The organism is Halomonas sp. N3-2A, from assembly GCF_002216165.1.
Taxonomy (GTDB): domain Bacteria; phylum Pseudomonadota; class Gammaproteobacteria; order Pseudomonadales; family Halomonadaceae; genus Vreelandella.
On the sequence record NZ_CP022286.1, the window covers coordinates 4,379,285 to 4,402,370 of the forward strand.

The following is a 23,086-nucleotide window of genomic DNA, read 5'->3' on the forward strand; positions in this document are numbered from 1 at the left end:
TGATTACCTACACTGTAGACAGCAATATGAGATGTCGATCATCTGTTTCCTTGGCGAGTCCAAGGCAAAGAGCAAGAAGGGGAGAGAAACATGAGTGGAAAATGTCCTGTAATGCATGGTGGTAATACGTCTACTGGCACCTCCAACAAAGATTGGTGGCCAGAGGCGTTGAACCTAGACATTCTGCACCAGCATGATCGTAAAACTAACCCGATGGATCCTGACTTTGACTATCGGGAAGAGGTCAAAAAACTCGATTTTGACGCCCTCAAGCAAGATGTTCATGCCTTGATGACTGATAGCCAAGCATGGTGGCCAGCCGACTGGGGCCACTACGGTGGCCTGATGATCCGCATGGCATGGCACTCTGCCGGAACTTACCGCATTGCCGATGGCCGTGGTGGCGGTGGTACCGGTAACCAGCGTTTTGCACCGCTCAACTCCTGGCCGGATAACGTAAGCCTTGATAAGGCGCGCCGTTTGCTGTGGCCAGTGAAGAAGAAGTATGGCAATAAAATCAGCTGGGCCGACCTAATCATTCTTGCGGGTACGGTGGCCTACGAATCTATGGGACTGCCCGCTTACGGTTTCTCGTTTGGCCGCGAAGACATCTGGCACCCAGAGAAAGACATTTATTGGGGGGCTGAAAAAGAGTGGTTAGCGCCTTCTGACGAGCGTTACGGTGACGTTGAACAGCCGGAAACAATGGAGAATCCGCTGGCTGCGGTTCAAATGGGACTTATCTACGTTAACCCAGAAGGGGTTAACGGCCAGCCAGATCCGCTTAAGACAGCTCTGCAGGTGCGCGAAACCTTCGCTCGTATGGCGATGAACGACGAAGAAACCGCTGCCTTAACAGCGGGCGGCCATACCGTGGGTAAATGCCATGGTAATGGCGACGCCGCTGCGCTAGGTGCCGAACCTGAAGCCTCTGACGTTGAAAACCAGGGCTTTGGCTGGGGCAACCCGACCATGGATGGCAAAGCGAGCAATGCCGTGACGTCGGGTATTGAAGGCGCTTGGACCACCAACCCAACCAAGTTCGATATGGGCTATTTCGACCTGCTGTTTGGTCATGAGTGGGAGCTAAGAAAAAGTCCTGCGGGTGCTCATCAGTGGGAGCCTATCGACATTAAAGAGGAAGATAAGCCGGTTGATGCAACCGATCCCTCTGTGCGTCACAATCCGATCATGACCGATGCGGATATGGCGATGAAGATGGACCCGACGTACCGTGCTATTTGCGAAAAATTCATGGCCGATCCGGAGTACTTCAAGCAAACCTTTGCTAAAGCGTGGTTTAAGCTAACGCACCGTGATCTAGGCCCGAAAGCACGCTATATCGGCCCAGAAGCGCCGGCTGAAGACCTTATCTGGCAAGACCCTGTGCCTGCAGGTAGCACCGATTACTGCGAAGAAGTGGTTAAGCAGAAAATTGCTGAGAGCGGCTTAAGCATTAGCGACATGGTCAGCACCGCGTGGGATAGCGCGCGCACTTACCGTGGTTCCGACATGCGCGGTGGCGCCAACGGTGCGCGCATTCGTTTGGCTCCCCAGAAAGATTGGCAAGGCAATGAGCCAACGCGTCTTGCCGATGTGCTAAAAGTATACGAGCAGATCTCTGCTGATACGGGTGCCAGCATTGCCGATGTGATTGTCTTAGCGGGTAGCGTGGCTATCGAAAAAGCGGCCAAAGCAGCGGGCTATGAGGTGCGTGTGCCGTTCCTTAAAGGCCGTGGTGATGCCACTGATGAGATGACTGACGTAGACTCTTTTGAGCCTTTAGAGCCACTTGCCGATGGCTTCCGTAACTGGCAGAAGAAAGACTACATCGTCAAACCCGAAGAAATGCTGCTGGATCGTGCCCAGTTGATGGGGCTCACCGCACCGGAGATGACCGTGCTGTTAGGTGGAATGCGTGTGCTGGGCACCAACTATGGTGGTACCAAGCACGGTGTATTCACTAACCGTGAAGGCCAGTTGACCAACGACTTCTTTGCCAACCTGACCGATATGGGCAACAGCTGGAAGCCGGTGGGCAATAATGTTTACGAAATTCGCGACCGTCAAACGGATGCGGTTAAGTGGACAGCCTCTCGCGTTGATCTGGTGTTTGGTTCTAACTCACTGCTACGCTCATACGCAGAGGTGTACGCCCAGGACGATAACGGCGAGAAGTTTGTCAAAGACTTCGTCGCCGCCTGGACGAAAGTGATGAATGCGGATCGCTTCGACGTCGTATAAACGTCTAAGCAACCATTGCTCTAAGTAACTTCCCTGTTCTAACCCGCATCTCTCGATGCGGGTTTTTTTAATGCCAATGGCTTAATTGCTTCCGATAGGCAATTTGCGCTTGGCTGGCGCTGACAGGGCTCAAACGCACTTCGGTCCCCGGTACGCATTGAGCAAGCAGCGCACAGGCCATCGGGGTGAGCGCACCTAAGCGTGGATAGCCGCCAATGGTTTGGCGGTCATTCATTAAAACAATCGGCTGACCGTCGGGTGGGATTTGCACGGCGCCAAGAGGAATCCCTTCAGAAATAATGCCACCGAGCGTGCAATGCAGAGGCTGACCGGTGAGACGAATACCCATGCGATCAGCGCGGTTATCTACTGTCCAAGGCTGGTTAAAAGCGTTGTACAGGCTGCGTCCGGCGAAACGTGAAGCCTGCGAGCCAAGCACCATGCTGAGTTGGCAGCTTTTTTCCGGCATGGCGGGGGCTGTTCCTTCAGGCAAGCTGCGCTCACTGGGTGAGTTACCTTGCCAGGTGAGCTGGTCGCCGGTTTGTAGCGGTCTGCCGTCGTCATGGAGCCCGCCAATTTGCTCGCGGGCAGTGCAGGCACGGCTGCCCAGAATCGTTGGTGCGTCTAATCCGCCAGGAAACGCAAGATAGGCCCGTAGGCCACGCCGGGGCTGGCTGAAAATGAGTGTTTGACCGGAACGCAGCAGAAAGCTGGTGTTGGTGGCTAATGGCTGTCCATCGATGGTAGCGCCAAGGTCGGCCCCAGTGAGTGCTAAGCGCACCTCGGCATTGGCAACCAAGCTGAGGTTGCCACCCATAACAATTTCCAGTGCCGCGCTATCCGGTGCGTTACCGAGGAGCCAGTTTGCCCAGCGAAATGAAATCCAGTCGGCGGCACCTCCCTGAGTGACACCCAAATGCCCCACGCCGAACCGCCCTAAGTCTTGAATCAGAGCCAGTGGTCCGGCCTGCTTAACCGTTAGCATTGCCTGGCTCATGGCCGCTCCTCCATTGGCGTTGTATCGCCGCCTGATGCTTCAAACTCTGCTTTGCCAATCGCTTTAAAGCGCACCTTATCGCCAGGGCGCAGCAGGGGCTCGCCCCGCTTAGCGTATTCAAATAGCGGTACGGCGGTGCGACCTAAAATATTCCACCCCCCTGGAGAAAGGAGCGGGTAGATAGCCGTTTGTCGATCGGCAATCCCCACACTGCCTGCCGCGACTTTGCGGCGGGGTGTTTTCAAGCGAGGCGTGGCGATGCCTTCGTCTACCAACCCCATAAAACCGTAGCCGGGGGCAAAGCCCAGCGCGAAGACGCAGTAATCATGGCCGCAGTGACGCTCGATCAGAGAGTCAACGCTGAGCCCTGCGCGTTTTGCCACCAGCGGAAGCTCAGGGCCAACGCTTTCGTCATACCACACGGGGATCTCATGCAACTGACCGTTCTGCGATTCGGCAGGCGTTAAGTGGCGCAAGGCATTGCGAATCAGCGTAGCGACTTGGCCAAAGGTTAGTTGCTGGCTGTCGTAGTGCACCAGCAGCGTGGTATAGGAGGGAATCAGGTCAATGAGTGCCTCGCCCAGCGCATCGCGCAGGGTTTGATCGGCAGCGATGATCCACGCCATATTGGATTCATCGATAGTGTCAAACAGCCGTACCGTTACGGCGTCCATGGCCGCCGTTTCTAAACGCAGTTTCACGCAGACTCCAGCGCCGTAAAGGCATCACGAATCGCGCGCACGGCAGCCACCGACTCAGGGTTGTCGCCGTGCACGCACAGGGTGTCGCAGGGTAGGTGCAGCGCGCTACCGTCGCGGGCGGTCAGCGCCTCGCCTTTGGCGAGCGCAACGGCTTGCGCAACGATAGTGGCTTGGTCGTGGTGGACAGCACCCGCCAGACGGCGAGAGGCGAGATGGCCGGTCGCTTCATAAGCGCGGTCAGCGAACGTTTCAAACCACAGGGTAATGCCCATTTTTTTCGCCAACTGACGATGAGGTTCCGGATCAGCAGTTGCCATGACCATCAGCGGAAGGTCGGCATCATAAGCACGTACCGCACGCATGGCGCCTTCCAATAACTCAAGATTCGCCGCCATGTCGTTATACATCGCTCCATGGGGCTTTATGTAGCTCAGCGTCACGCCTTCGGCTTGGCAAATTCCGGCCAGCGCACCGACCTGATACAGCATCATATCCTCTACTTCTGCGGGCGAGCATGCCATAGAGCGACGACCAAACCCCATTAAGTCAGGGTAGCCGGGGTGGGCGCCAATACGCACGCCATGCTGACTGGCCAAAGCGACCGTGCGACGCATGACATGGGGGTCTGAGGCATGATAGCCACAGGCGATATTGGCACAATCGACATAAGGCATTACGTCAGCATCTAAGCCAATCGACCAATTACCGAAGCTTTCGCCCATGTCACAGTTGAGCAGTGGGATTGCCATATCGTCTCCTAGCCTGTTTTGAATTTATTAGAGTCACTTGTTGGTTAACAGCGAGTTGTTAGTTAGCAGCGTTGGCCAAGAACGCTTATTTTTTAATTACGGAGTGCTAATGTTGAAGAATTTGTTGTTAAAGGTGCGGTTGTCTGTGTTTGTTATGACTGCCCAGTGTAAATAGTTAGCTTGATTATTACTGTGACGTCTTAAAACCAATATATGAACCTATCCTGTTAAGTTCCAATCGTTTTTAGCGATACTTAGTATCGGTGCTTCCTATCGTGCTGTTATTTATTGGAAAAATGGTTGACGCTAGGGGGGAATACGATTATCAAATAAATAAAGCGACTCGATAAAAGATTATAAAAAAAACGCTCACGCCAGCCCTAACGAATACCCGCAGCACTAATAATAATCGGGGGTCAGTGAGTCGTTTTGAGGAGTGAAACATGCAAACGTCGGCCATGAGCCAGCTCATCGCTGTTCAGCTAGACACTGTTCAGCGAAAAACAGTGGGTAATCCCACCATGCTGGCCCTAAGATTGCATTACACAGCAATGCGACCATTTCACCCAGTGACACATTGCGCTAGGGGGCGGCACTGCGCGCGACGTTACCTGCGCTGTGTAGGAATCCCCGCCGATGTTACTGCAACCGTTGGTTAGGCAAATGTATGCTTGATTTCAAGGAGCTAGACGCTTTTGTATGGGCGGTAAAGCTTGGCTCTTTTCGCAAGGCGGCGGTACGCCTACATATCACGCAGCCTTCTGTTTCTGAGCGTATTTCACGCTTGGAAAGCACCGTAGGTGAGCTATTGCTTGAGCGCTCGGCGCGTCCGGTTCAGCCGACCATGCGTGGCCGCGAGTTCTTTCTGCATGCTGAGCGCATACTGCACCAGCGTGATGAGGCGCTAAAGCTATTTGATAGTGCCGAGACATTTTCTGCGCCCCTTAGGCTCGGCACCATTGAAACCATTGCACATAGCTGGTTTCCCGCGTTCATTCAGCAGCTTACTGAGCGTTTTCCAGAACTCATTATCGAGTTAACAGTTGATTACTCGCCGGCTCTTAATGATCGGCTGATGCGCAACGAGATTGATATTTTGCTGGCAATGAATGGTTACTTGGCTCCGGAGCAAATTGAGTGCGAGACGTTAAGTCCTTATGAGATGGGCATGTTTGTTTCACCTCGTCATGCCGCGCTGCTAAGCGAACACCCCAACGCTTGGTGCCAGTCGTTGCCGTTTATTTCCTTTGGCAGGCAGGCTCGCCCCTACGAAGAACTGGTTCGTTACCTTTCTGATGTGGGCGTTCAGCAGCCTCGTATCCATAGCGTTAGCACATTGATGACCATTGCACGAATGACGATGGAGGGGCTGGGAATCGGTGCGCTTCCGGTCGCCACCGTATTAGATGAGTGGCGGCGGGGTGATCTATACCGTTTAGCGCTACCCGTGCCGTTACCGCCTATGAACTATGATGTGATATGGCGCAGTGCGAATCATCCTCGCTTTTGCCGAAGTGTGGGGCGGATCGCCCAAGAATGTGCAGCTAACTATGCCATAGAGCGGTGCGCTGACATGGCAAACACAAGTTTTACCGGCCGCTGGGTTCGCCCTAGCGCAACCCCTACCACTCCCGAAGCAACACCTCGATCAACCTGAACTTCCATTAATATGAATAAGAGGACGTCCCCATGCATAAACGTATAACAACGCCATTACTGTTAGTGACCGCTTGCAGTCTTGCCGCTGCGGCGACCGCCCATGCGGCTGAATGGACCATGGCAACGCCTTATGGTGATGCAAGCTTCCATACCCAGAACAATAAACAGTTTGCAGAGGATGTGGCTGAGGCCACAAACGGTGAGTTAACCATTACGGTGCACAGCGGTGGTTCTCTGGTCTCACATGGTGAAATTAAGCCGTCGGTGCGCCGCGGTACGATTGATGCTGGCGAAGTGTTCCTCTCCATTCTTTCCAACGATGACCCTATTTTCGAAGTGGATACGCTGCCGGGGGTAGCCGGTAGCTATGAAGATGCCTATGCCTTGTGGGAAGCCACCAAGCCGATGATTACTGAGCTATTTGACTATGAAGGAATGGTGCCTTTGTATGCTGTCGCTTGGCCAGCGCAGGGCATTTACACCTCTGCGCCGTTAACCGATCCCGATCAGTTCGACGGCTTGCGGGTGCGTGCGCCAAATATTAATACTCAGCGTTTCGTTGATAATTTAGGTGGCAGCCCGACAGAAACCGAAGAGTCTGATATTCCTACTGCGTTTAGCACCGGTCGTGTGGATGCCATGATTACGTCCAGTTCTACCGGTAACTCCATGGCAGCCTGGGACTATGTGACCGACTACACCGATGCCAACTTGTGGCTGCCTAAGAATATTGTGTTTATGAGTCAGCGCAGCTTTGATCGTTTAGATGAAGCTACCCAAGACGCGTTGATGGAAGCGGCTGCTCGGGCTGAAGAGCGTGGCTGGCAGATGAGTCGCGAGAACAATGAAACTAGCTTGGAGGCGCTGAAGGAAAATGGCATCTCAGTTTCTCAGCCTAACGAGACGGTGTCTGCTGCTCTGCAAGCGGCGGGCGATGAGCTGTTTGCCGACTGGGAATCCCGCGCTGACGATGACGCAAAACAAGCCTTAGAGAGCTATCGCGAACAACGCGGTAACTGAGTCTTAACAACTAATGTTGGCTTTAAGGGCGGCTGTTTGTGCCGCCCTTACCACCCACGCGCTCAATGAGACTGCGAACATGATGTTTAAATTCGACAAACTCTACCGCCTCGGTGCTTGGGGTGCTGCCGCGTGTATGGTGGCTATTTGTACACTTATTGCACTGCAGGTTACGTTTCGGTTAGTAGATGCGCTGCTTGTTTTGGTTGGCCTTAGCCGGCTCGGCGTGAGCATCACCGGCGTTTCTGAAATGGCGTCTTATCTGTTAGTTGGGGCAACGTTTCTTGGGCTTGCCTACACCTTTGTTCACCATGCGCATATTCGGGTGACGTTGCTTATCTCGCGACTACCCTCAGCCATACGCGTCTGGTTTGAGGTGTTTGGGTTACTCATTGCGGTAGTGATCAGCCTGTTGCTGGCTTATGGCTTGATTGGGCTAGCAAGAGAAAGCCTTCAATATAACGATGTATCGTCAGGCTTTTTATCGATTCCCTTATGGATACCGCAATCGGTATTAGTTATTGGAGTAGGGCTCTTGGCATTGGCACTTCTGGAAGCCTTGTGGATAGCGCTGCGTATCGCTATCCACGACCCTGCGAGCTTCCGTGAAGCAACCGCCATCGACGACAACGAAGCGCATTAAGACGCTACCCAGGAGACACCCTCGTGCTATTACTTAGTTTGGCTACCATCTTTACCCTTGTGGTGCTGTTAGGCAGTGGCGTCTGGATTGCCTTTGCTCTGATTGGCACTGCTTGGGTTGCGCTTCAGTTTTTTAGTCCCTTCGACCCCGGCCCTATTCTTGCCTCGGATTTTTGGGGAGCAAGCTATGGCTGGGATTTAACGGCGTTGCCGATGTTTATCTGGATGGGGGAGATTCTGTTTCGCTCAGGTCTTGCCGACAATATGTTTCGTGGCTTGTCGCCCTGGTTAAATCGCCTGCCAGGACGTTTACTCCACACCAATATCATTGGCAGCGGCATGTTTGCCGCCGTATGTGGCTCTTCAGCGGCGACCTGTGCAACGGTGGGGAAAATGACCCTGCCGGAACTTGAGCGACGCGGCTATGACAGCAACATGGCGATTGGTACATTGGCCAGCGCTTCAACGCTAGGTTTGCTGATTCCGCCTTCCATCGTGCTGATTGTTTATGGCGTAGTGACTGAGCAGTCCATTACTCGGCTATTTATGGCAGGCATTGGGCCGGGGCTGATGATCTTAGCCATGTTTATGACTTATCTGGTGCTGTGGGCACTGTTGAAAGGTAACCGAAACGGGTTAACTGGTGCTGATGAGTCGGGCATGAGCTTTGTTGAGAAGCTACGCAATACCTGGTCGCTGGTGCCAATTCTGCTGCTGATTGGCGGTATTATCGTATCGATTTATGGCGGCCTAGCATCACCAACAGAAGCTGCCGCGGTAGGCGTTGTGCTGTCGATGGTCATTGCGCATTTTAATGGCCACTTTAACCGAGACATTTTTACCAGCTCGTTATTTGCCGCAGTACGTACCGCGTGCATGATCGCTTTTATTATTGCTGGCGCGTCATTTCTGACCTCTGCGATGGGCTTTACTCAGGTGCCAATGCAGCTAGCTCGCACGATCGGTGAAATGGGGCTATCCCCCACGATGCTGCTAGTGGCCTTAACGGTGCTGCTGTTGATCATGGGCTGTTTTTTGGATGGTATTTCACTGATTCTGCTAGTCACGGCCATTATTATGCCCGTGGTTAGCGCCGCTGGATTTGATCTGATCTGGTTTGGTATCTATCTGGTGATTGTGGTTGAGATGTCGCAAATTACACCGCCAGTGGGCTTTAACCTATTTGTCATTCAAGGACTCACCGGTAAAGATATTGTCACCATCACGAAAGCCACACTGCCATTCTTCCTGCTGATGCTGCTGGCGATTGCTTTTATGCATCTCTTCCCTGAAATCGCCTTGTATCTTCCCCAGGCACTGAACAGATAGTAGACGGCTAACGGTTAATCTTGGCCATGAATGGAGATGCCCCGGCGGCCAGAGCGTTTGATGAAATACATGCTCTGGTCGGCGGCATCTATCAGCTCCCGCTCATTACTGAAGTTGCCATCGCTTAAACACGCAATGCCCATAGAGGCAGTGATATACAGTGCTTCTTGGTCAATTTCCAACATCGGTTGCTCATTTAAATGCAGCGCAATGCGTTCGGCTAACTGTCTCGCAGTTTGAGCGGTCTCATCGGGCAATATAATTAAAAACTCTTCACCGCCATAGCGACCAGCCAAGTCGCCTGAGCGAGTTAATGACGCGAGCGTTTTACCAAAACGTTCCAGAATTAAGTCGCCTGCCTGGTGGCCATATTGGTCGTTAAGCACTTTGAAATGATCTAAATCGATAAACACCACTGACATTGTGCGGCCTTGCTCATTGCAAAGCGCAAAACGTTCCTGGAGTTGCTGCTCTAACCACGCACGGTTAGCCAATTGAGTGAGTGGGTCAATACGGCTGCGTTCTTCTAATGCAGAATTATGTAGCTGTAGTGTATCCAACTGCTGTTGCTGAGCATCTAATCGTGCGGTGAGCGTCAAAGAGTGTTGATAGAGCAACTGTTGTGCGTCCGCCAGCAGTGTTTGGCTATCCACAGGCGCGGGTACGGTGAGCTCCAAAATATCTGTTAATAAATCAATTTGTTCTGACAAGCGATGGAAAAGCGCTTCAATGACATTCGTAGGCAGTGTTTCTGTGACCGCTAACTGCCTAAGCAACATTGCTAAGGTGGTGCTTGGTTCAGGGCTGAGCCATGCATCGGCGATTGGGCCGGATAAACGCAGGCAGAGTGTCGCCATGTCATCGGTTAAAAAACCGTCATGGCTTTGGTCAATAGCATGCACGATCGAGGACGGTAGCCCCCATTTGGCGGCTAACCAAGCACCAATCAGTGTATGGTCACTGCCAAAGTGGCGGCGTTCAGCGTTGACCAACTGTGCGTGAGACATTCTGCGTTCAGCGTATAGTGCCTCGGCCTCGTCTGGGTAGGTAGAGAGGATCGCCAAAATGCCTATATCTTGCAGTAGGGCAAGCGTGAATGCGCTGCCAACCTGTGCGGGGCAGAGTTGGTGAGCCAGCTTGCTTGCTACCACGGCGGCAACAATGGCGCGTCGCCATGTTTGCAGAGCCGCGTTCTCTGTAGGTGGCCAGGGAAACAGAGTGAAGCTCAATACGGTGGCGAGCGTTGCGTCTAATCCCAGTCGCTGGGTGGCTTCCAAGCTGGTTTGTGCAGGATGAGCTGAACGCAGGTAGTGCACGCTATTCGCGGCCGCAATAAGGCGCGCCGTTAACCCAGGGTCGCGTTCAATAACGCGCGCATAGTCACTCAGAGAAGCTCGGGGGGAGCGTGCGATATCAAGCACTTGCATGGCAATAGCAGGAAGCGAAGGTAGGCTAGCCGAGCGTAATAACGCATTACCAAGAAAACTGGGAAGCTCGCTAGTGAGCGAAGTATAAAGTGTTTTGTCTTCCGCTAAACGGCTCGTCATATTATCCCTCAACGTGCTGTCCAGCATAGCGAGCAGCCACTAAGTTATGTGCTAAATAATCAATTATAGCGTCTGCGTGTGTTAGCAGAGTCATAGATAGGCATGGTAAATCAGTAAAATAACTGTTTATGCTGTAGCCCGCTGCATTTTATTGCAACAGCTTATTATAACAGTGCTCTGTGGGCAGCTGCTCTACGATGACAAAAGTGAGTGCGCCAATGCACACCAGAAACGAAGCGTCGGAGATTTTCCGTCAGTTGGCGGAAGGTTTAGGACGTAGCGGAAGACCTGACTTTTATACGACGCTTGTCGAGCAACTTGCCCAACTGCTTGGGATTGATCATGCGTTGATCGCTGTGGTCACCGAGGCGCATATGGCTACAACATTGGCCGTTTGGTCAAATAACGATCATCAGGAAAATATCGCTTATCCTCTTATGGGAACGCCTTGTGAAACGGTTGTAGGTAGAGAACCTTGCTTGTATGCCTGCGATGTTCAGGCGCGCTTTCCTAAAGACGAGCTGCTCAGCCAACTGGGTGCAGAGAGTTACATGGGACTGCCTCTGTTTTCATCCGATGGCTCGGCCATTGGCATCTTGGCGGTGTTAAGCAATAAACCGATGCAGCTCGATGGGCTTGAAAACGAAATCTTGCGCATTGTGGCCGCTCAAGCGGGAGCCGAGCTTGGCCGCTGCCAAGCCGAGCAAGCACTTCGTCAAAGTGAAGAATTGGCCCGAGAGAGTGAGCGGCGTTTAAACACATTGCTTAATCACCTTCCTGGCATGGCCTACCGTTGCCTAAATGATCAACACTGGACGATGCAGTTGGTTAGCCAAGGGGCTGAGGCGCTCACGGGCTATCATCCGGACGAATTACAAGATAATCGACTCATCAGTTTTGCCTCCCTCATACACGAAGCCGATCAAGATCGCGTTCATCTAGTCGCACAACAGGCAATCCAGCAGCGTCAGCCGTATCGTGTGGTGTACCGATTGCGCCATCGGGACGGCAGTTACCGTTGGATGTGGGAGCAAGGGCAAGCTGTTATCGATGATGATGGCCATGTGGCCTATCTCGAGGGCTTTATCTCAGATGTGACCGACCAGCACGAATCACAACGCGTGCAGGATGCGGTGGTACAAGTAGCCTCTACAGTTACCTCACGCGTAGGAGACGATTACTTCCACCAGCTAATCATCACGTTAGCCACGTTATTAGAAGCAGATGCTGGATTTATCGCGTTACTGGATCAACCCGTTCCACAGCCTTTGGGAACATCTAATAAGATAAACGCGGTGCTACCCGCAACAGCAGCCCAGACCGTTAGTTTAGTCGCGAATGGCCAGTTAATAGATAACCAAACGTTTATGCTGCAGGGAACGCCTGCTGAACGAGTCGTGTTTGAAGGCGAAAGCGTTGTTCAAAGTGGCCATGCGTTTACGCTGCCGGGAACCTCGTTAAGTACCCAGGCGTGGATAGGCCGCCGCTTGGATAATGCTAAGGGCGATGCCATTGGTGTGATGATGGTGTTTTATCAAACACCACTGACGACCAATGCGTTTGCAACTTCCGTGTTGAAAATTCTCTCTACGGGTGCTGCCGGTGAGCTAGAACGTCGCCGTGATCATCGTCACATGCAACGTCTTGCCTATACAGACAGCACAACAGGATTGCCTAATCGTGCGCGCTTTATGGAGCTATTGGCCAGTATGGGAAAAGAGGCATCTAGTCAGGGTGACTCTCTTTCGCTGCTGCTGCTGGATATCCGGCGCTTTAAAGAGGTGAATGATTTACATGGCCACGAGGTAGGAGATCAGTTACTCGCAACCGTGGCCGAGCGCTTACGGCAAGCTAGCCTATCTAAAAGCGCTGTCGCACGACTTTCCAGTGATGAATTTACCGTACTGTTGCCCAGCATTGAGGATGTTCGCCTTCAAGAAGTGGTGTTTCAGTTATGCGAACTTATCAAACGCCCTATCCAGCTGGGGCATCGTATTTTTAACCTCGATGTCAGTATCGGGATTGCTAGCTATCCAAGCGATGTAGCGGAGGCCGGTGAGCTGTTTAACGCAGCCAGTATCGCACTCCATCACGCAAAACGCCGTGATAATAGCGTATGCCCCTATACACAAGTGATGCGTCAGACGCTGGAGCGCCGCCAATGGATGACCGAGCGCCTGCATCAAGCCATTACTGAGCGGCGCTTACAGCTTTATTTTCAACCGCAGTTCAGTCTTACGAGCAAAACATTGACGGGGGCTGAAGCGCTGTGCCGCTGGTTTGACCCTGAGTGGGGATGGGTAAGCCCTAGCGAGTTTATTGCTTTGGCGGAAGAGCGTGGCTTGATCCGCATGCTGGGAGACTGGGTGCTAGAAGAAGCGGCACGTCAGTTAAGTGTTTGGCAGGCCGGTAATACGCCACTGCCAGGTAGGCTCTCAATCAATATTTCAGCGCAACAATTTGCCGACCCTCAGCTAACCGCACATGTGGCTAAGCTAACCGCCTGTGTACCTCCAGACACCATTGCGCTTGAACTCACTGAAAGTGATTTTATGCGTGATCCCGATCAGGCGGTCACAATTACTCAGGCTATGCGTCAGGCTGGCTACGCGCTGTTTATTGATGACTTCGGTACAGGCTACTCATCGCTCTCGTATTTACGGCGCTTTGCTGCGGACGCGTTAAAAATAGATATTTCGTTTGTGCGTGACATGCTCGATAACCACCATGATCGGGCGATTGTGCAAACCATTATCGCTATGGCTGACACGCTTGATATGAAAACCCTTGCAGAAGGCGTTGAAAGCCCTGCCCAGGCCGATTTGCTCGCACAAATGGGCTGCAGCGAAGCTCAGGGGTACTGGTTTGGTCGTCCGCTACCCGCCGATGAGTTTGCCTCAATGTGGTTAACCCCTTAAGCCATTTTATTGACAGGTAGGGCGAGCAATTTCCATTCTCAGTAATGGCGTCATCGTCCTGTCATCATCGTTGGCATACCCTACGCGCCGCCGAACTCGCGAAAAAAGGAGTGCCACATGCGCCTCGCTCTGTTTGATCTTGATGACACCCTCCTGGATGGAGACTGCAGCGACCGCTGGAATTTATGGATGATTGAGCAGGGGTGGATCAGTGATGCCGAGACCTTTATAGCCCGTGCCGAACAGATGCAGCAGGCTTACCACGCCGGTAAGTTAAAGCTAGAGGAGTACTTGGCAATGACCTTGGCGCCGCTGCGGGGCCGCCGAGTAATCGATGTACAAAAAGAAGTTGAGCGCTTTGTCGCTACCCATTTGCAGCCCCGTATTTTTGATCAAGCCTGGCGCTGCCTGGACGCGCACCGTCAGTCAGGCGATATCCTGGTCCTTATTTCTGCGTCATCGCATCACCTGGTCGCGCCGATTGCGACGATGTTAGGGATTGAGCATGTGCTGGCGGTAGAGCTTAGTGTCGAACAAGCGGCAAGCGGGGCAAGCTACACCGGCCATAGCAAAGGCGTGCTTTCTTACCGTGGGGGGAAAGTAGTGCGTTTTCAGCAGTGGTTAACCGAGCAAAAAATTGCCCCTAGCCATACAACGTTCTACTCAGATTCCCGCAACGATATCCCGCTGCTGCAGTATGTCGACTGCCCAGTGGCGGTTAACCCTGATCCCGTGCTGGCTGAGGTGGCTAGTGTAGAAGGGTGGCAGCGCTTAGACTGGCGGATGGCAGCGTCGACAGACGCTTCATCGGCCAACGATCTATCAGGAAAATCGGCGCATGCCTGATGCCTACTATTTACAGTTAACGGAACAGCTTCGTTATTTAATTACCCAGCATGCCACGCAGTGGGAAGGCAGGTTGCCCGCTGAGCGAGCGTTGGCGGAGCGCTTCTCTACGACCCGCGTTACGTTACGCCAAGCCTTAGCGCAACTGGAGGGGGAAGGGCTCATCCATCGCAGCAATCGGCGTGGTTGGTTCATTTCACCGGCCCGGCTGGTGTATGACCCCACCCGGGACGCAGGCTTTAATGACTATGTGGGCGCTCAGGGGCGGCAACCACGCACGGCGGTTCTAAAGCTGGAAACCCGCTCACACCTGGCGGCAGCCCGTGCCTTGGGGCTGCCCGATGACCAGCCGTTTCACCATATTCGCCGTCGCCGCTACGTGGATGATCGCGCTGTGCTGGTGGAGTCGCTTTGGGTGGTGCCAGAGCGTGCGCCAGAATTGCTAGACATCTACAGCGGACAATCACTCTGGGGGTTGTTAAGAGGGCGGTGGGGGCATCACTTGGCCAATCGCTCGATACGCATGGTGTCCGAAGCGCTGTCGCCATTAGATGCAGAAGAATTACTCGTTGCCCCAGGTGCGGCCGGGCTAAACATTTGCCGCGCCATTTTTGATGATCAACAGCGCCCCATTGAGTATGACGAAGAGCACTGGTTACACGATTCGTTATGCATCCGTGTTGAGCTGTCGGGTCAGCAGTAGCCTGATTGCAGAGACAAGGACGCTCACGAGATCCCATCCATACGCGTACATAACAACTTAAAAAATCAGTCAAACAAGCGTCATCGCACTGTCATCTAACGACGGCAAACTTCTGGTCTATACCAAAACGCTGGGAGCCTACCATGTCGAAACTTCGCCGTTTGTTCCAACCTACTCAGATTGCAACTGCTCTGCTTGCAACGACTGCCGTTGCCTTCACTTCGATGGCTAGCGCCACTGAGCTAACGGTGTACACCGCCGTTGAGTCAGATGACCTGCAAAAATACGCCGAACGCTTCAATGCCGCTCACCCCGATATCACCATTAACTGGGTGCGAGATTCTACGGGCGTGATTACTGCGCGCTTGCTGGCGGAAAAAGATAATCCCCAGGCAGACGTCATCTGGGGCTTAGCCGCCACCAGTCTGCTGGTGCTTGAAGAAGAGGACATGCTGGAGCGCTATGCGCCCGCAGGCGTTGAAAACCTTGATCAAAAATTTATTGATGCTGCTTACCGTAACGGTGAAGACCCTGCGTGGGTAGGCATGGACGCCTGGGTCGCGGCCATTTGCTACAACACCATTGAAGGCGAGCGTCAGGGCGTGCCGATGCCGACCTCCTGGGAAGACCTGACCCAGCCTGAGTTTGAAGGGCATGTGATTATGCCTAACCCCAACTCCTCGGGTACCGGTTATCTGGATGTAGCCAGCTGGATGCAGCTATGGGGCGAAGAGCAGGGCTGGGATTACATGGACCGCCTGCATAACAATATTTCCCGTTACACCCACTCCGGCTCTGCTCCTTGCAGCCTGGCGGCCACCGGTGAAGCAGCAGTCGGTGTGTCGTTTGCCTTCCGTGGTGCACGGTTAAAATCCCAAGGCGCACCGATTGAAGTGATCTTCCCGGAAGAGGGGCTTGGCTGGGATATGGAAGCTGCCGCCATCGTTGCGGGAACCGCCAAACAGGAAGCTGCACAAACGCTGATGGATTGGGCCGTTTCCCGCGAGGCTAACGAACTCTATAACGAAGGCTACGCCGTGGTGGCCTATCCCGGTGTGGCACAGCCGATTGAAAACTATCCCACTGACATTGCCGATCGCATGATTGATGCCGACTTCCAGTGGGCCGCGGTTAACCGCGAACGTGTGCTAGCAGAGTGGCAGCGCCGCTACGACGGTAAAACCGAACAGTAAGCACGAACAGCTGCCCCGGCCAAGGCTGGGGCTTGGAGATGTTATGCAGACCACACTGACATCGCCGCTGACGGCTCACTCGGCGGCGAAAACCCTCTCACCTTCCGCGCACCTAAGCATAGATGGTGTCACCAAGCGCTTCGGTAGCTTTACCGCGCTGGACAACATTGCGCTACAGATTCAGGAAGGCGAATTTGTATGTTTTTTAGGGCCTTCAGGTTGTGGCAAAACAACCCTGTTGCGCACTATTGCAGGCTTAGCTCAGCAAACAGCAGGTAGCTTAATTCAGCGCGGCAAGGATATTTCCACGCTGCCCCCGCAGGCGCGGGATTTTGGCATCGTGTTCCAATCTTATGCGCTGTTTCCCAATCTGACGGTGTTCGACAACGTTGCCTACGGGTTACGCAACCGTCGCAGTAATCGAGCGACGATTGATGCCCGCGTGGCGGAGTTACTTGCGCTGGTTGATCTTAGTGGCAGCGAACATAAATATCCTGCCGCGCTTTCTGGTGGGCAACAGCAGCGGGTTGCGTTGGCGCGGGCGCTGGCTACTGAGCCCGGCCTGTTGCTACTTGATGAACCGCTCTCAGCGCTGGATGCGAGGGTGCGCGGCCATTTGCGACATCAGATCAAAGCGCTACAGGCGCGCCTTGGCGTGACCACCATTATGGTGACCCACGATCAAGAAGAAGCACTCACCATGGCTGATCGTATCGTAGTGATGAACCACGGGGTGATCGAACAAGTGGGTACGCCTGCCGAGATCTACCACCAGCCCGCTAGCGCTTTTGTGGCGTCATTTATCGGCACCATGAACTTTTTAGAGGTGACCGCACAGGCGAATAACCACGCGTTGCTAGGCACTATTTCCTGCCCTTGTTTGCCGCACGCCTACCCGCAAGGCCAAGCAGCTCAACTGGCCATTCGCCCCGAAGCAGTCGCGCTTAGTGCCAGCACCACTGGGCTGAGCGGTGATGTTATGGGCATTGAGTTTTTAGGTGCGTTTCAGCGGGTATCGCTGCGTCTTAACAATACCGAACAATGGTTGCTAGCTGATGTTCCCAGCCGTGATAGCGCCACACTAGGATTACGGCTAGGGCAAACCTTGGGTGTCCATTTGCCTGCCGATGCTGCCCGCTTATATCCGGCAGGGAGCAACCAGTCATGAAGGCGAGTATATTTTCAGCGCCTGCAGCAACGCCTTCGCTGGAAGCATTGATACGTCTGATCGTGCTGCTAGCGGCTGTGGCGCTGTTAGTGTTCGGCCTGCTGTTTCCGCTATTTGCAATGTTGGTGAAAAGCCTGCAAGACCGCAGCGGCGACTTTATTGGGCTAGCTAACTTTGTGCAGTATTTTCAAACGCCAGCACTGGTCAATTCGATCGCCAATTCATTGCGCGTTGCGTTCACTACGACGGTGGTCGTCGCAGGGCTCGCCTTTTTATGCGCCTACGGCATTACCCGTACCTGCATGCCTGGCAAACGGCTGTTTCGAATGTTGGCGATTTTGCCCATTCTAGCCCCTTCGTTGCTACCCGCCATTAGCTTGGTTTATCTGTTTGGTAACCAGGGGTTTTTGAGCGACGTGCTGGCAGGGCATTCGATTTATGGGCCGATTGGCATTGTGATGGGCATGAGTTTCTGGATTTTTCCTCATGCGCTAATGTTGCTAACCACTGCGCTGACCAATAGCGATGCACGCCTCTATGAAGCAGCAGAAGCATTGGGCACGCCGAAGTGGCGTACGTTTTTGACGATTACGCTGCCCGGGGTGCGTTACGGGCTGATTTCATGCCTGTTCGTTGTCTTTACGCTGGCCATTACCGACTTTGGTGTGCCGAAAATTATTGGCGGCCAATTCAGCGTGCTCGCCACTGATGTGTATCGCCAAGTGGTGGGGCAGCAGAACTTTCAAATGGGCGCGGTGGTTAGCGTTATTCTACTGATGCCTGCAGTGCTATCGTTCATCGTCGACCGCTGGATACAGAAACGCCAAGTGGCTCAGCTCTCGGCTCGGGCAGTACCCTGGCAGCCAACGCCTAGCCCGCTGCGAGACTGGACGTTTGCGCTGCTGTGTTATTCGGTCGCGGGCATTATTCTGCTGGTCATTGGTACCGCAGTGTATGCGTCGCTCATACAGTTTTGGCCCTATAACCTGTCGTTCACGCTGCAGCATTACACCTTTCAGGGCTTAGCCGGCGGTGGCTGGGGGGCGTGGTTTAACTCTCTCAAACTGGCCTTTAGCGTCGCGTTAGTGGGGACACTGGTGATTTTCTTCAATGCGTGGCTGATTGAAAAGAGCGAAGGCTATCGCCCGCTGCGCCAAGGCCTGCATTTTATGGCCATGCTACCCATGGCGGTGCCGGGTATGGTGCTGGGTCTGGCTTATATCTTCTTTTTCAACCAGGCAGGTAACCCCCTTAACTGGCTTTACGGCACCATGGCGATTCTGGTGCTCAACACGCTAGTGCACTTCTATACGGTGTGTCACCTCACCTCTGTCACTGCGCTGAAACAGCTCGATCCGGAGTTTGAAGCCGTGGGGGCCTCGTTAAAAGTACCGTTCTGGACCACGTTTAGCCGCGTGACATTACCGGTATCGCTGCCTGCCGTGCTGGATATTTCTGTCTACCTGTTCGTCAATGCGATGACGACAGTGTCTGCGGTAGTGTTCCTCTACAACAGCGATACGCGGCTTGCTTCAGTGGCGGTGCTGCATCTGGACGAGGCGGGCTATTTTGCTAGCGCCGCGGCCATGGCTGTGCTGATTTTCCTTACCTCCCTGGTGGTTAAACTACTCCACACGGCGCTTACCCACGTTCTCTTAAACAACGCTCAGCGTTGGCGTCAGGCGGGCTAAACAGCCCGCTACGCCAGCGGCTAATATGTGCTTATAATCTGGTATAGACCAAAATGATGAATCATTCACAAGCACCTTATCTCTTAACCCCAGGGCCACTAACCACCTCCCAGGCGACCAAAGCAGCCATGTTGCGGGACTGGGGCTCCTGGGATGACGACTTTAATCGCGTCACTGCCGATGTGCGTGCGCAACTGCTTGCCATGGCCGAGGCGGCAAGCGACGTCTATGCCTGCGTGCCGATGCAAGGCAGCGGCACGTTCGCCGTTGAAAGTGCGCTGGCCTGCGCAACCGACCCCAACGGCAAGGTGTTGGTGCTAATGAACGGCGCTTACGGCAAGCGGGCTGCTCAACTGCTCAATATGATGGGCCGCCGTTATGTGACGCTGGACAAAGGTGACTACCTACCGCCGCAACCCGACGAAGTGGCGGCGCTGCTACAGCAAGATGCTGACATTACCGCAGTGTTTCTGGTTCACTGCGAAACCAGCTCCGGCATTTTGAACCCGCTGGAAGCCATCGCTGAGGTGGTGCGTGATCATGGGAAAACGCTGATCGTTGACGCTATGAGCTCGTTTGGAGGCGTACCGATTAGCCTGGCAAAAACGCCTATTGATGTGCTGATCTCATCGGCCAATAAGTGCATCGAAGGCGTACCGGGCTTTGGTTTTGTGATCATTCGCCAGACGCTACTTGCTGCTGGTAAGGGGCGTGCCCACTCGCTGAGCCTGGATTTACACGCCCAGTGGGACTACATGGAACGCACTGGCCAGTGGCGCTTTACTCCGCCCACGCATACGGTGGTGGCCTTTCAAGCGGCGCTTGCCCAGCACCGGGAAGAGGGCGGTGTGACGGGGCGCTGCGCACGTTATACCCACAACCGTAATGTGCTGGTAAAAGGCATGCGGGCGTTAGGCTTCAGCACGCTTTTAGAAGATGAGTGGCTATCGCCGATCATCACCACCTTTTTGAGCCCTAGCGACCCTGCGTTTGAATTTAAGGCGTTCTATGCAGCGCTGAAGGCGCGTGGCTTTTTGATCTACCCGGGCAAGTTAACTGACGTCGAAAGTTTTCGCATCGGCTGCATTGGCCAGTTGGATGCGGCGGTGATTGAGCAGTTACTCAGTGTTATTCAAGACGCCCTAACGAATATGGGTGTTTCTCTCTTCATTGAATCAAGGAGTGCCTGATGCACTATCAATCTCCTCAATGCCTGCAGGCGGTGATTTGTGACTGGGCGGGTACGCTGGTCGATTTTGGCTCCTTCGCACCGACCCAGATATTTGTCGAAGCCTTTGCCGAACTGGGTGTGGCGATCAGCCTAGCAGAAGCACGCGGCCCGATGGGCATGGGCAAATGGGACCATATCCACACGCTGTGCAATCAGCCTGAGATAGCCGAGCGCTTTCTCCAAGCCGTCGGCCACCTGCCGACTGATGCCGATGTGACGGCGCTTTATGAACGCTTTATGCCGCTGCAGATCGCCAAAATTGCCGATCACTCGGCGGTGATTCCTGGGGCGCTGGATACGCTCACTTGGTTGCGAGCGCAGGGGCTAAAGATCGGCTCGTGCTCTGGCTATCCGGCCGTGGTGATGGAAAAGGTGGTGGCGCTAGCCGCCGATAATGGTCTGAAGGTGGATCATGTGGTAGCCACCGACGAGGTGCCCAACGGTCGCCCACACCCTGCCCAGGCGCTGGCCAATGTCATTGCGTTAGGCATCAGTGATGTTGCTGCCTGTATCAAGGTGGATGATACCGCCCCAGGCATACTTGAAGGGCGCTGTGCAGGAATGTGGACGGTCGCACTCACTTGCTCAGGCAACGCCTTGGGGCTAAGTTACGATCAGTATCAAGCGCTAAGCGATAGCGAGCGCTATGCCGCCCACGAGCGAGTAGCCGCACAGTTTGCTCCCTCAAAACCGCACTACAGCATTGCCACTATCGCCGAGCTGCCAAGCGTTGTAGATGACATAAATGCCCGTTTACAGCGAGGAGAGCGCCCTTGAGCCCAGCCGCACTGGCGTTAGTGCTGTTTTCGGTGTGTATGCATGCTGGGTGGAACGTGCTGGGTAAGCGCAATGCGCCGTCGCTGGCTTTTTTTGCCTTGGCATACGGGGCAGGCGGTGTGTTGTTGCTGCCGCTAGTGTGGCTTGGGCCATCATTAGCGGCGCTACCCAACGCATTTTGGGGATGGCTGGCGCTTTCAGGGCTGTGCCAAATGCTCTATATGGGTGGCTTAGCCTGGGCCTATGCGCGTGGGGAAGTCAGCGTGCTTTATCCCATCGCTCGGGCGCTGCCGGTGGTGCTTGTGCCGCTCGTATCCATTGCGCTGCTCGGCAACCGCGCGCTGGATGTGGCGGATGGCATTGGCATGGCCTTGGTGGTGGCGGGGGCGCTGTGCCTGCCGCTAAGCCATCCAGAGGCGCGTAGGCTATCGACCTACTTAACACCAGCTATGGGGTTTGCACTGTTGGCAGCCGCCGGCACGGTTGGCTATTCGCTGATAGATAAACAGGCATTGGTGTTGATGCAGCTAGCCGGTCATAGCAGCTTGACCGCCGGCGCGGTGTTTATGGCGTTACAAGCAGTGATGACCTTAACCTGGGCGATTCCGCTGCTGATGCTGCTGCCCACGGAGCGTCGCCGGTTGCCCGCCATCCGCCAGCAAGGCCTAGTGATGCTGGTCGTCACTGGGTTGATGATGACCTGCACGTATGGCTTGGTACTCATGGCCCTGGCACTAACCGACGAAGTGAGTTACGTCGTGGCGCTGCGCCAGCTCTCTATTCCGGTGGGGGTATTAATGGGTGTACTGTGGCTAAAAGAGCCTGCATCGACGGCAAAAGCCGCTGGTACACTGATCATGTTGAGTGGGCTGCTGCTGGTGGCACTTTAAGCTCGTGCTAGCTGACCGCTTGCCAGATTAGGTTGATTCCCACCAAGAACATGGCCAGGATCACGAGGCGGTAAAATAGCGCTTCGTTGACGCGGCTTTGCAGCCACAGCCCGTTGCGCACGCCGATCCAAGCGACGGGTACCAACAGCAACGATGCCCAGGCGCTGGTGACATTGATTTCACCCAGCCACATATACGGCGCTAGCTTGATCGTGTTGACTACGGCAAAGGTTACTGCACAGGTGGCAATAAAGGTCTCTTTCGATAGTTTGCGCGGCAGGAGATAAACGTTTAGCGGCGGCGCGCCCGCATGGGCCATAAAGCTAGTAAAGCCGCAGACGCTTGCCGCTGGCAATGCCCAGCGAGTGGAGATTGGTTTTTTAGAAACGGGCTTGAGCAGCATATAGGCGGCGAACAGCAAGGTGATAACGCCGAGCGTCAGGCGTAAGCCCTGTTCGCTTAAGCTGCCAAACAGCAGCGTCCCCACCGTCACGCCGATAAACAGCCCCGGCACAAAGCGCCAGACCTCAGTAGCATCCTGCTTGCCCCACCATGCCTTCACCGCAAATACATCCATCACCAGCAGTAGCGGTAGCAGCAGGCCTGCCGCTTGGGTGGGGCTGATCGCCAGTGCCATTAGCGGCACCGAGAGCGTGCCGAAACCGCCCGCGAAACCACCTTTTGAAACGCCAGTCAGGTAAACAGAAAATACAATCAACACCCAAGCGATGGTGGAGTAATCGGGAAGCATAGGGCCTCTATGGTCTTCTATTAAAGGTAA

The 23,086-nt window shown here is 54.1% G+C and carries 19 protein-coding genes; 14 read left to right on the plus strand and 5 right to left on the minus strand.

From position 1 onward, the window contains the following. The first annotated feature begins 90 nt into the window (after nucleotides 1-90). Nucleotides 91-2,244: a catalase/peroxidase HPI gene (katG, locus tag CEK60_RS20285; protein ID WP_089040541.1), complete on the plus strand. Its 2,154-nt coding sequence runs from the start codon at nucleotides 91-93 to the stop codon at nucleotides 2,242-2,244. Between the two features lie 67 nt (nucleotides 2,245-2,311). Here the strand turns inward: katG and CEK60_RS20290 are convergent, their stop codons facing one another. The 3 genes from CEK60_RS20290 to CEK60_RS20300 are packed head-to-tail and all read right to left on the minus strand — an operon-like array spanning nucleotide 2,312 to nucleotide 4,691. Then, nucleotides 2,312-3,241, minus strand: a complete 930-nt coding sequence (locus tag CEK60_RS20290; RefSeq protein ID WP_089040542.1) for a 5-oxoprolinase subunit C family protein — start codon at nucleotides 3,239-3,241, stop codon at nucleotides 2,312-2,314. Next, complete coding sequence (gene pxpB, locus CEK60_RS20295; protein WP_089040543.1) at nucleotides 3,238-3,942, minus strand: 5-oxoprolinase subunit PxpB; 705 nt, start codon at nucleotides 3,940-3,942, stop codon at nucleotides 3,238-3,240. Before pxpB ends, CEK60_RS20290 begins: the two co-directional genes overlap by 4 nt. After that, a complete protein-coding gene (locus CEK60_RS20300) occupies nucleotides 3,939-4,691 on the minus strand; it encodes a 5-oxoprolinase subunit PxpA (RefSeq protein WP_089040544.1) in 753 nt (250 codons plus the stop codon). The genes pxpB and CEK60_RS20300 overlap by 4 nt, the downstream gene beginning before the upstream one ends. Before the next feature lie 667 nt (nucleotides 4,692-5,358). On the opposite strand from CEK60_RS20300, the gene CEK60_RS20305 reads away from it, so the two are divergent. From CEK60_RS20305 to CEK60_RS20320, 4 genes are all read left to right on the plus strand, one after another. Further along, on the plus strand, nucleotides 5,359-6,348 hold the full coding sequence (locus CEK60_RS20305) for a LysR family transcriptional regulator (RefSeq protein ID WP_089040545.1): 990 nt from the start codon (nucleotides 5,359-5,361) through the stop codon (nucleotides 6,346-6,348). 32 nt (nucleotides 6,349-6,380) lie between these two features. Continuing rightward, nucleotides 6,381-7,370, plus strand: coding sequence for a TRAP transporter substrate-binding protein (locus tag CEK60_RS20310; RefSeq protein WP_089040546.1), 990 nt, complete (start codon nucleotides 6,381-6,383; stop codon nucleotides 7,368-7,370). A gap of 79 nt (nucleotides 7,371-7,449) precedes the next feature. Further along, a complete protein-coding gene (locus tag CEK60_RS20315; RefSeq protein ID WP_089040547.1) occupies nucleotides 7,450-8,013 on the plus strand; it encodes a TRAP transporter small permease in 564 nt (187 codons plus the stop codon). A gap of 23 nt (nucleotides 8,014-8,036) precedes the next feature. Then, nucleotides 8,037-9,341, plus strand: coding sequence for a TRAP transporter large permease (locus CEK60_RS20320; protein ID WP_038478843.1), 1,305 nt, complete (start codon nucleotides 8,037-8,039; stop codon nucleotides 9,339-9,341). A 14-nt stretch (nucleotides 9,342-9,355) separates the two neighbouring features. On the opposite strand, the gene CEK60_RS20325 is transcribed toward CEK60_RS20320, so the two are convergent. Continuing rightward, the gene (locus CEK60_RS20325) at nucleotides 9,356-10,888 is read right to left on the minus strand and encodes a GGDEF domain-containing protein (RefSeq protein WP_089040548.1); all 1,533 of its coding nucleotides are present in this window, start codon (nucleotides 10,886-10,888) and stop codon (nucleotides 9,356-9,358) included. Between the two features lie 218 nt (nucleotides 10,889-11,106). Between CEK60_RS20325 and CEK60_RS20330 the strand changes: the two genes are divergently transcribed. The 9 genes from CEK60_RS20330 to CEK60_RS20370 all read left to right on the plus strand — a co-directional run bounded on the left by CEK60_RS20330 (nucleotide 11,107) and on the right by CEK60_RS20370 (nucleotide 22,305). Next, nucleotides 11,107-13,806: a bifunctional diguanylate cyclase/phosphodiesterase gene (locus CEK60_RS20330; protein ID WP_089040549.1), complete on the plus strand. Its 2,700-nt coding sequence runs from the start codon at nucleotides 11,107-11,109 to the stop codon at nucleotides 13,804-13,806. Between the two features lie 117 nt (nucleotides 13,807-13,923). After that, the gene (locus tag CEK60_RS20335) at nucleotides 13,924-14,652 is read left to right on the plus strand and encodes an HAD family hydrolase (RefSeq protein WP_089040550.1); all 729 of its coding nucleotides are present in this window, start codon (nucleotides 13,924-13,926) and stop codon (nucleotides 14,650-14,652) included. Continuing rightward, nucleotides 14,645-15,355 carry a UTRA domain-containing protein gene (locus tag CEK60_RS20340; protein WP_089040551.1) on the plus strand — a complete coding sequence of 237 codons (711 nt, stop codon included), beginning with the start codon at nucleotides 14,645-14,647 and terminating at the stop codon, nucleotides 15,353-15,355. Before CEK60_RS20335 ends, CEK60_RS20340 begins: the two co-directional genes overlap by 8 nt. Nucleotides 15,356-15,498: 143 nt before the next feature. Beyond that, on the plus strand, nucleotides 15,499-16,548 hold the full coding sequence (locus tag CEK60_RS20345; RefSeq protein WP_089040552.1) for a putative 2-aminoethylphosphonate ABC transporter substrate-binding protein: 1,050 nt from the start codon (nucleotides 15,499-15,501) through the stop codon (nucleotides 16,546-16,548). A gap of 43 nt (nucleotides 16,549-16,591) precedes the next feature. After that, entirely contained in the window at nucleotides 16,592-17,716 is a 1,125-nt protein-coding gene (locus CEK60_RS20350) for a putative 2-aminoethylphosphonate ABC transporter ATP-binding protein (protein ID WP_089040553.1), read from the plus strand. Continuing rightward, entirely contained in the window at nucleotides 17,713-19,407 is a 1,695-nt protein-coding gene (locus tag CEK60_RS20355; RefSeq protein ID WP_089040554.1) for a putative 2-aminoethylphosphonate ABC transporter permease subunit, read from the plus strand. The genes CEK60_RS20350 and CEK60_RS20355 overlap by 4 nt, the downstream gene beginning before the upstream one ends. A 53-nt stretch (nucleotides 19,408-19,460) precedes the next feature. After that, nucleotides 19,461-20,597 carry a 2-aminoethylphosphonate--pyruvate transaminase gene (locus tag CEK60_RS20360; RefSeq protein ID WP_089040555.1) on the plus strand — a complete coding sequence of 379 codons (1,137 nt, stop codon included), beginning with the start codon at nucleotides 19,461-19,463 and terminating at the stop codon, nucleotides 20,595-20,597. Further along, nucleotides 20,597-21,415, plus strand: a complete 819-nt coding sequence (phnX, locus tag CEK60_RS20365) for a phosphonoacetaldehyde hydrolase (protein WP_089040556.1) — start codon at nucleotides 20,597-20,599, stop codon at nucleotides 21,413-21,415. Before CEK60_RS20360 ends, phnX begins: the two co-directional genes overlap by 1 nt. Further along, complete coding sequence (locus CEK60_RS20370; RefSeq protein WP_089040557.1) at nucleotides 21,412-22,305, plus strand: EamA family transporter; 894 nt, start codon at nucleotides 21,412-21,414, stop codon at nucleotides 22,303-22,305. The genes phnX and CEK60_RS20370 overlap by 4 nt, the downstream gene beginning before the upstream one ends. Before the next feature lie 7 nt (nucleotides 22,306-22,312). On the opposite strand, the gene CEK60_RS20375 is transcribed toward CEK60_RS20370, so the two are convergent. After that, a complete protein-coding gene (locus CEK60_RS20375) occupies nucleotides 22,313-23,056 on the minus strand; it encodes a sulfite exporter TauE/SafE family protein (protein WP_089040558.1) in 744 nt (247 codons plus the stop codon). Nucleotides 23,057-23,086: the final 30 nt, after the last annotated feature.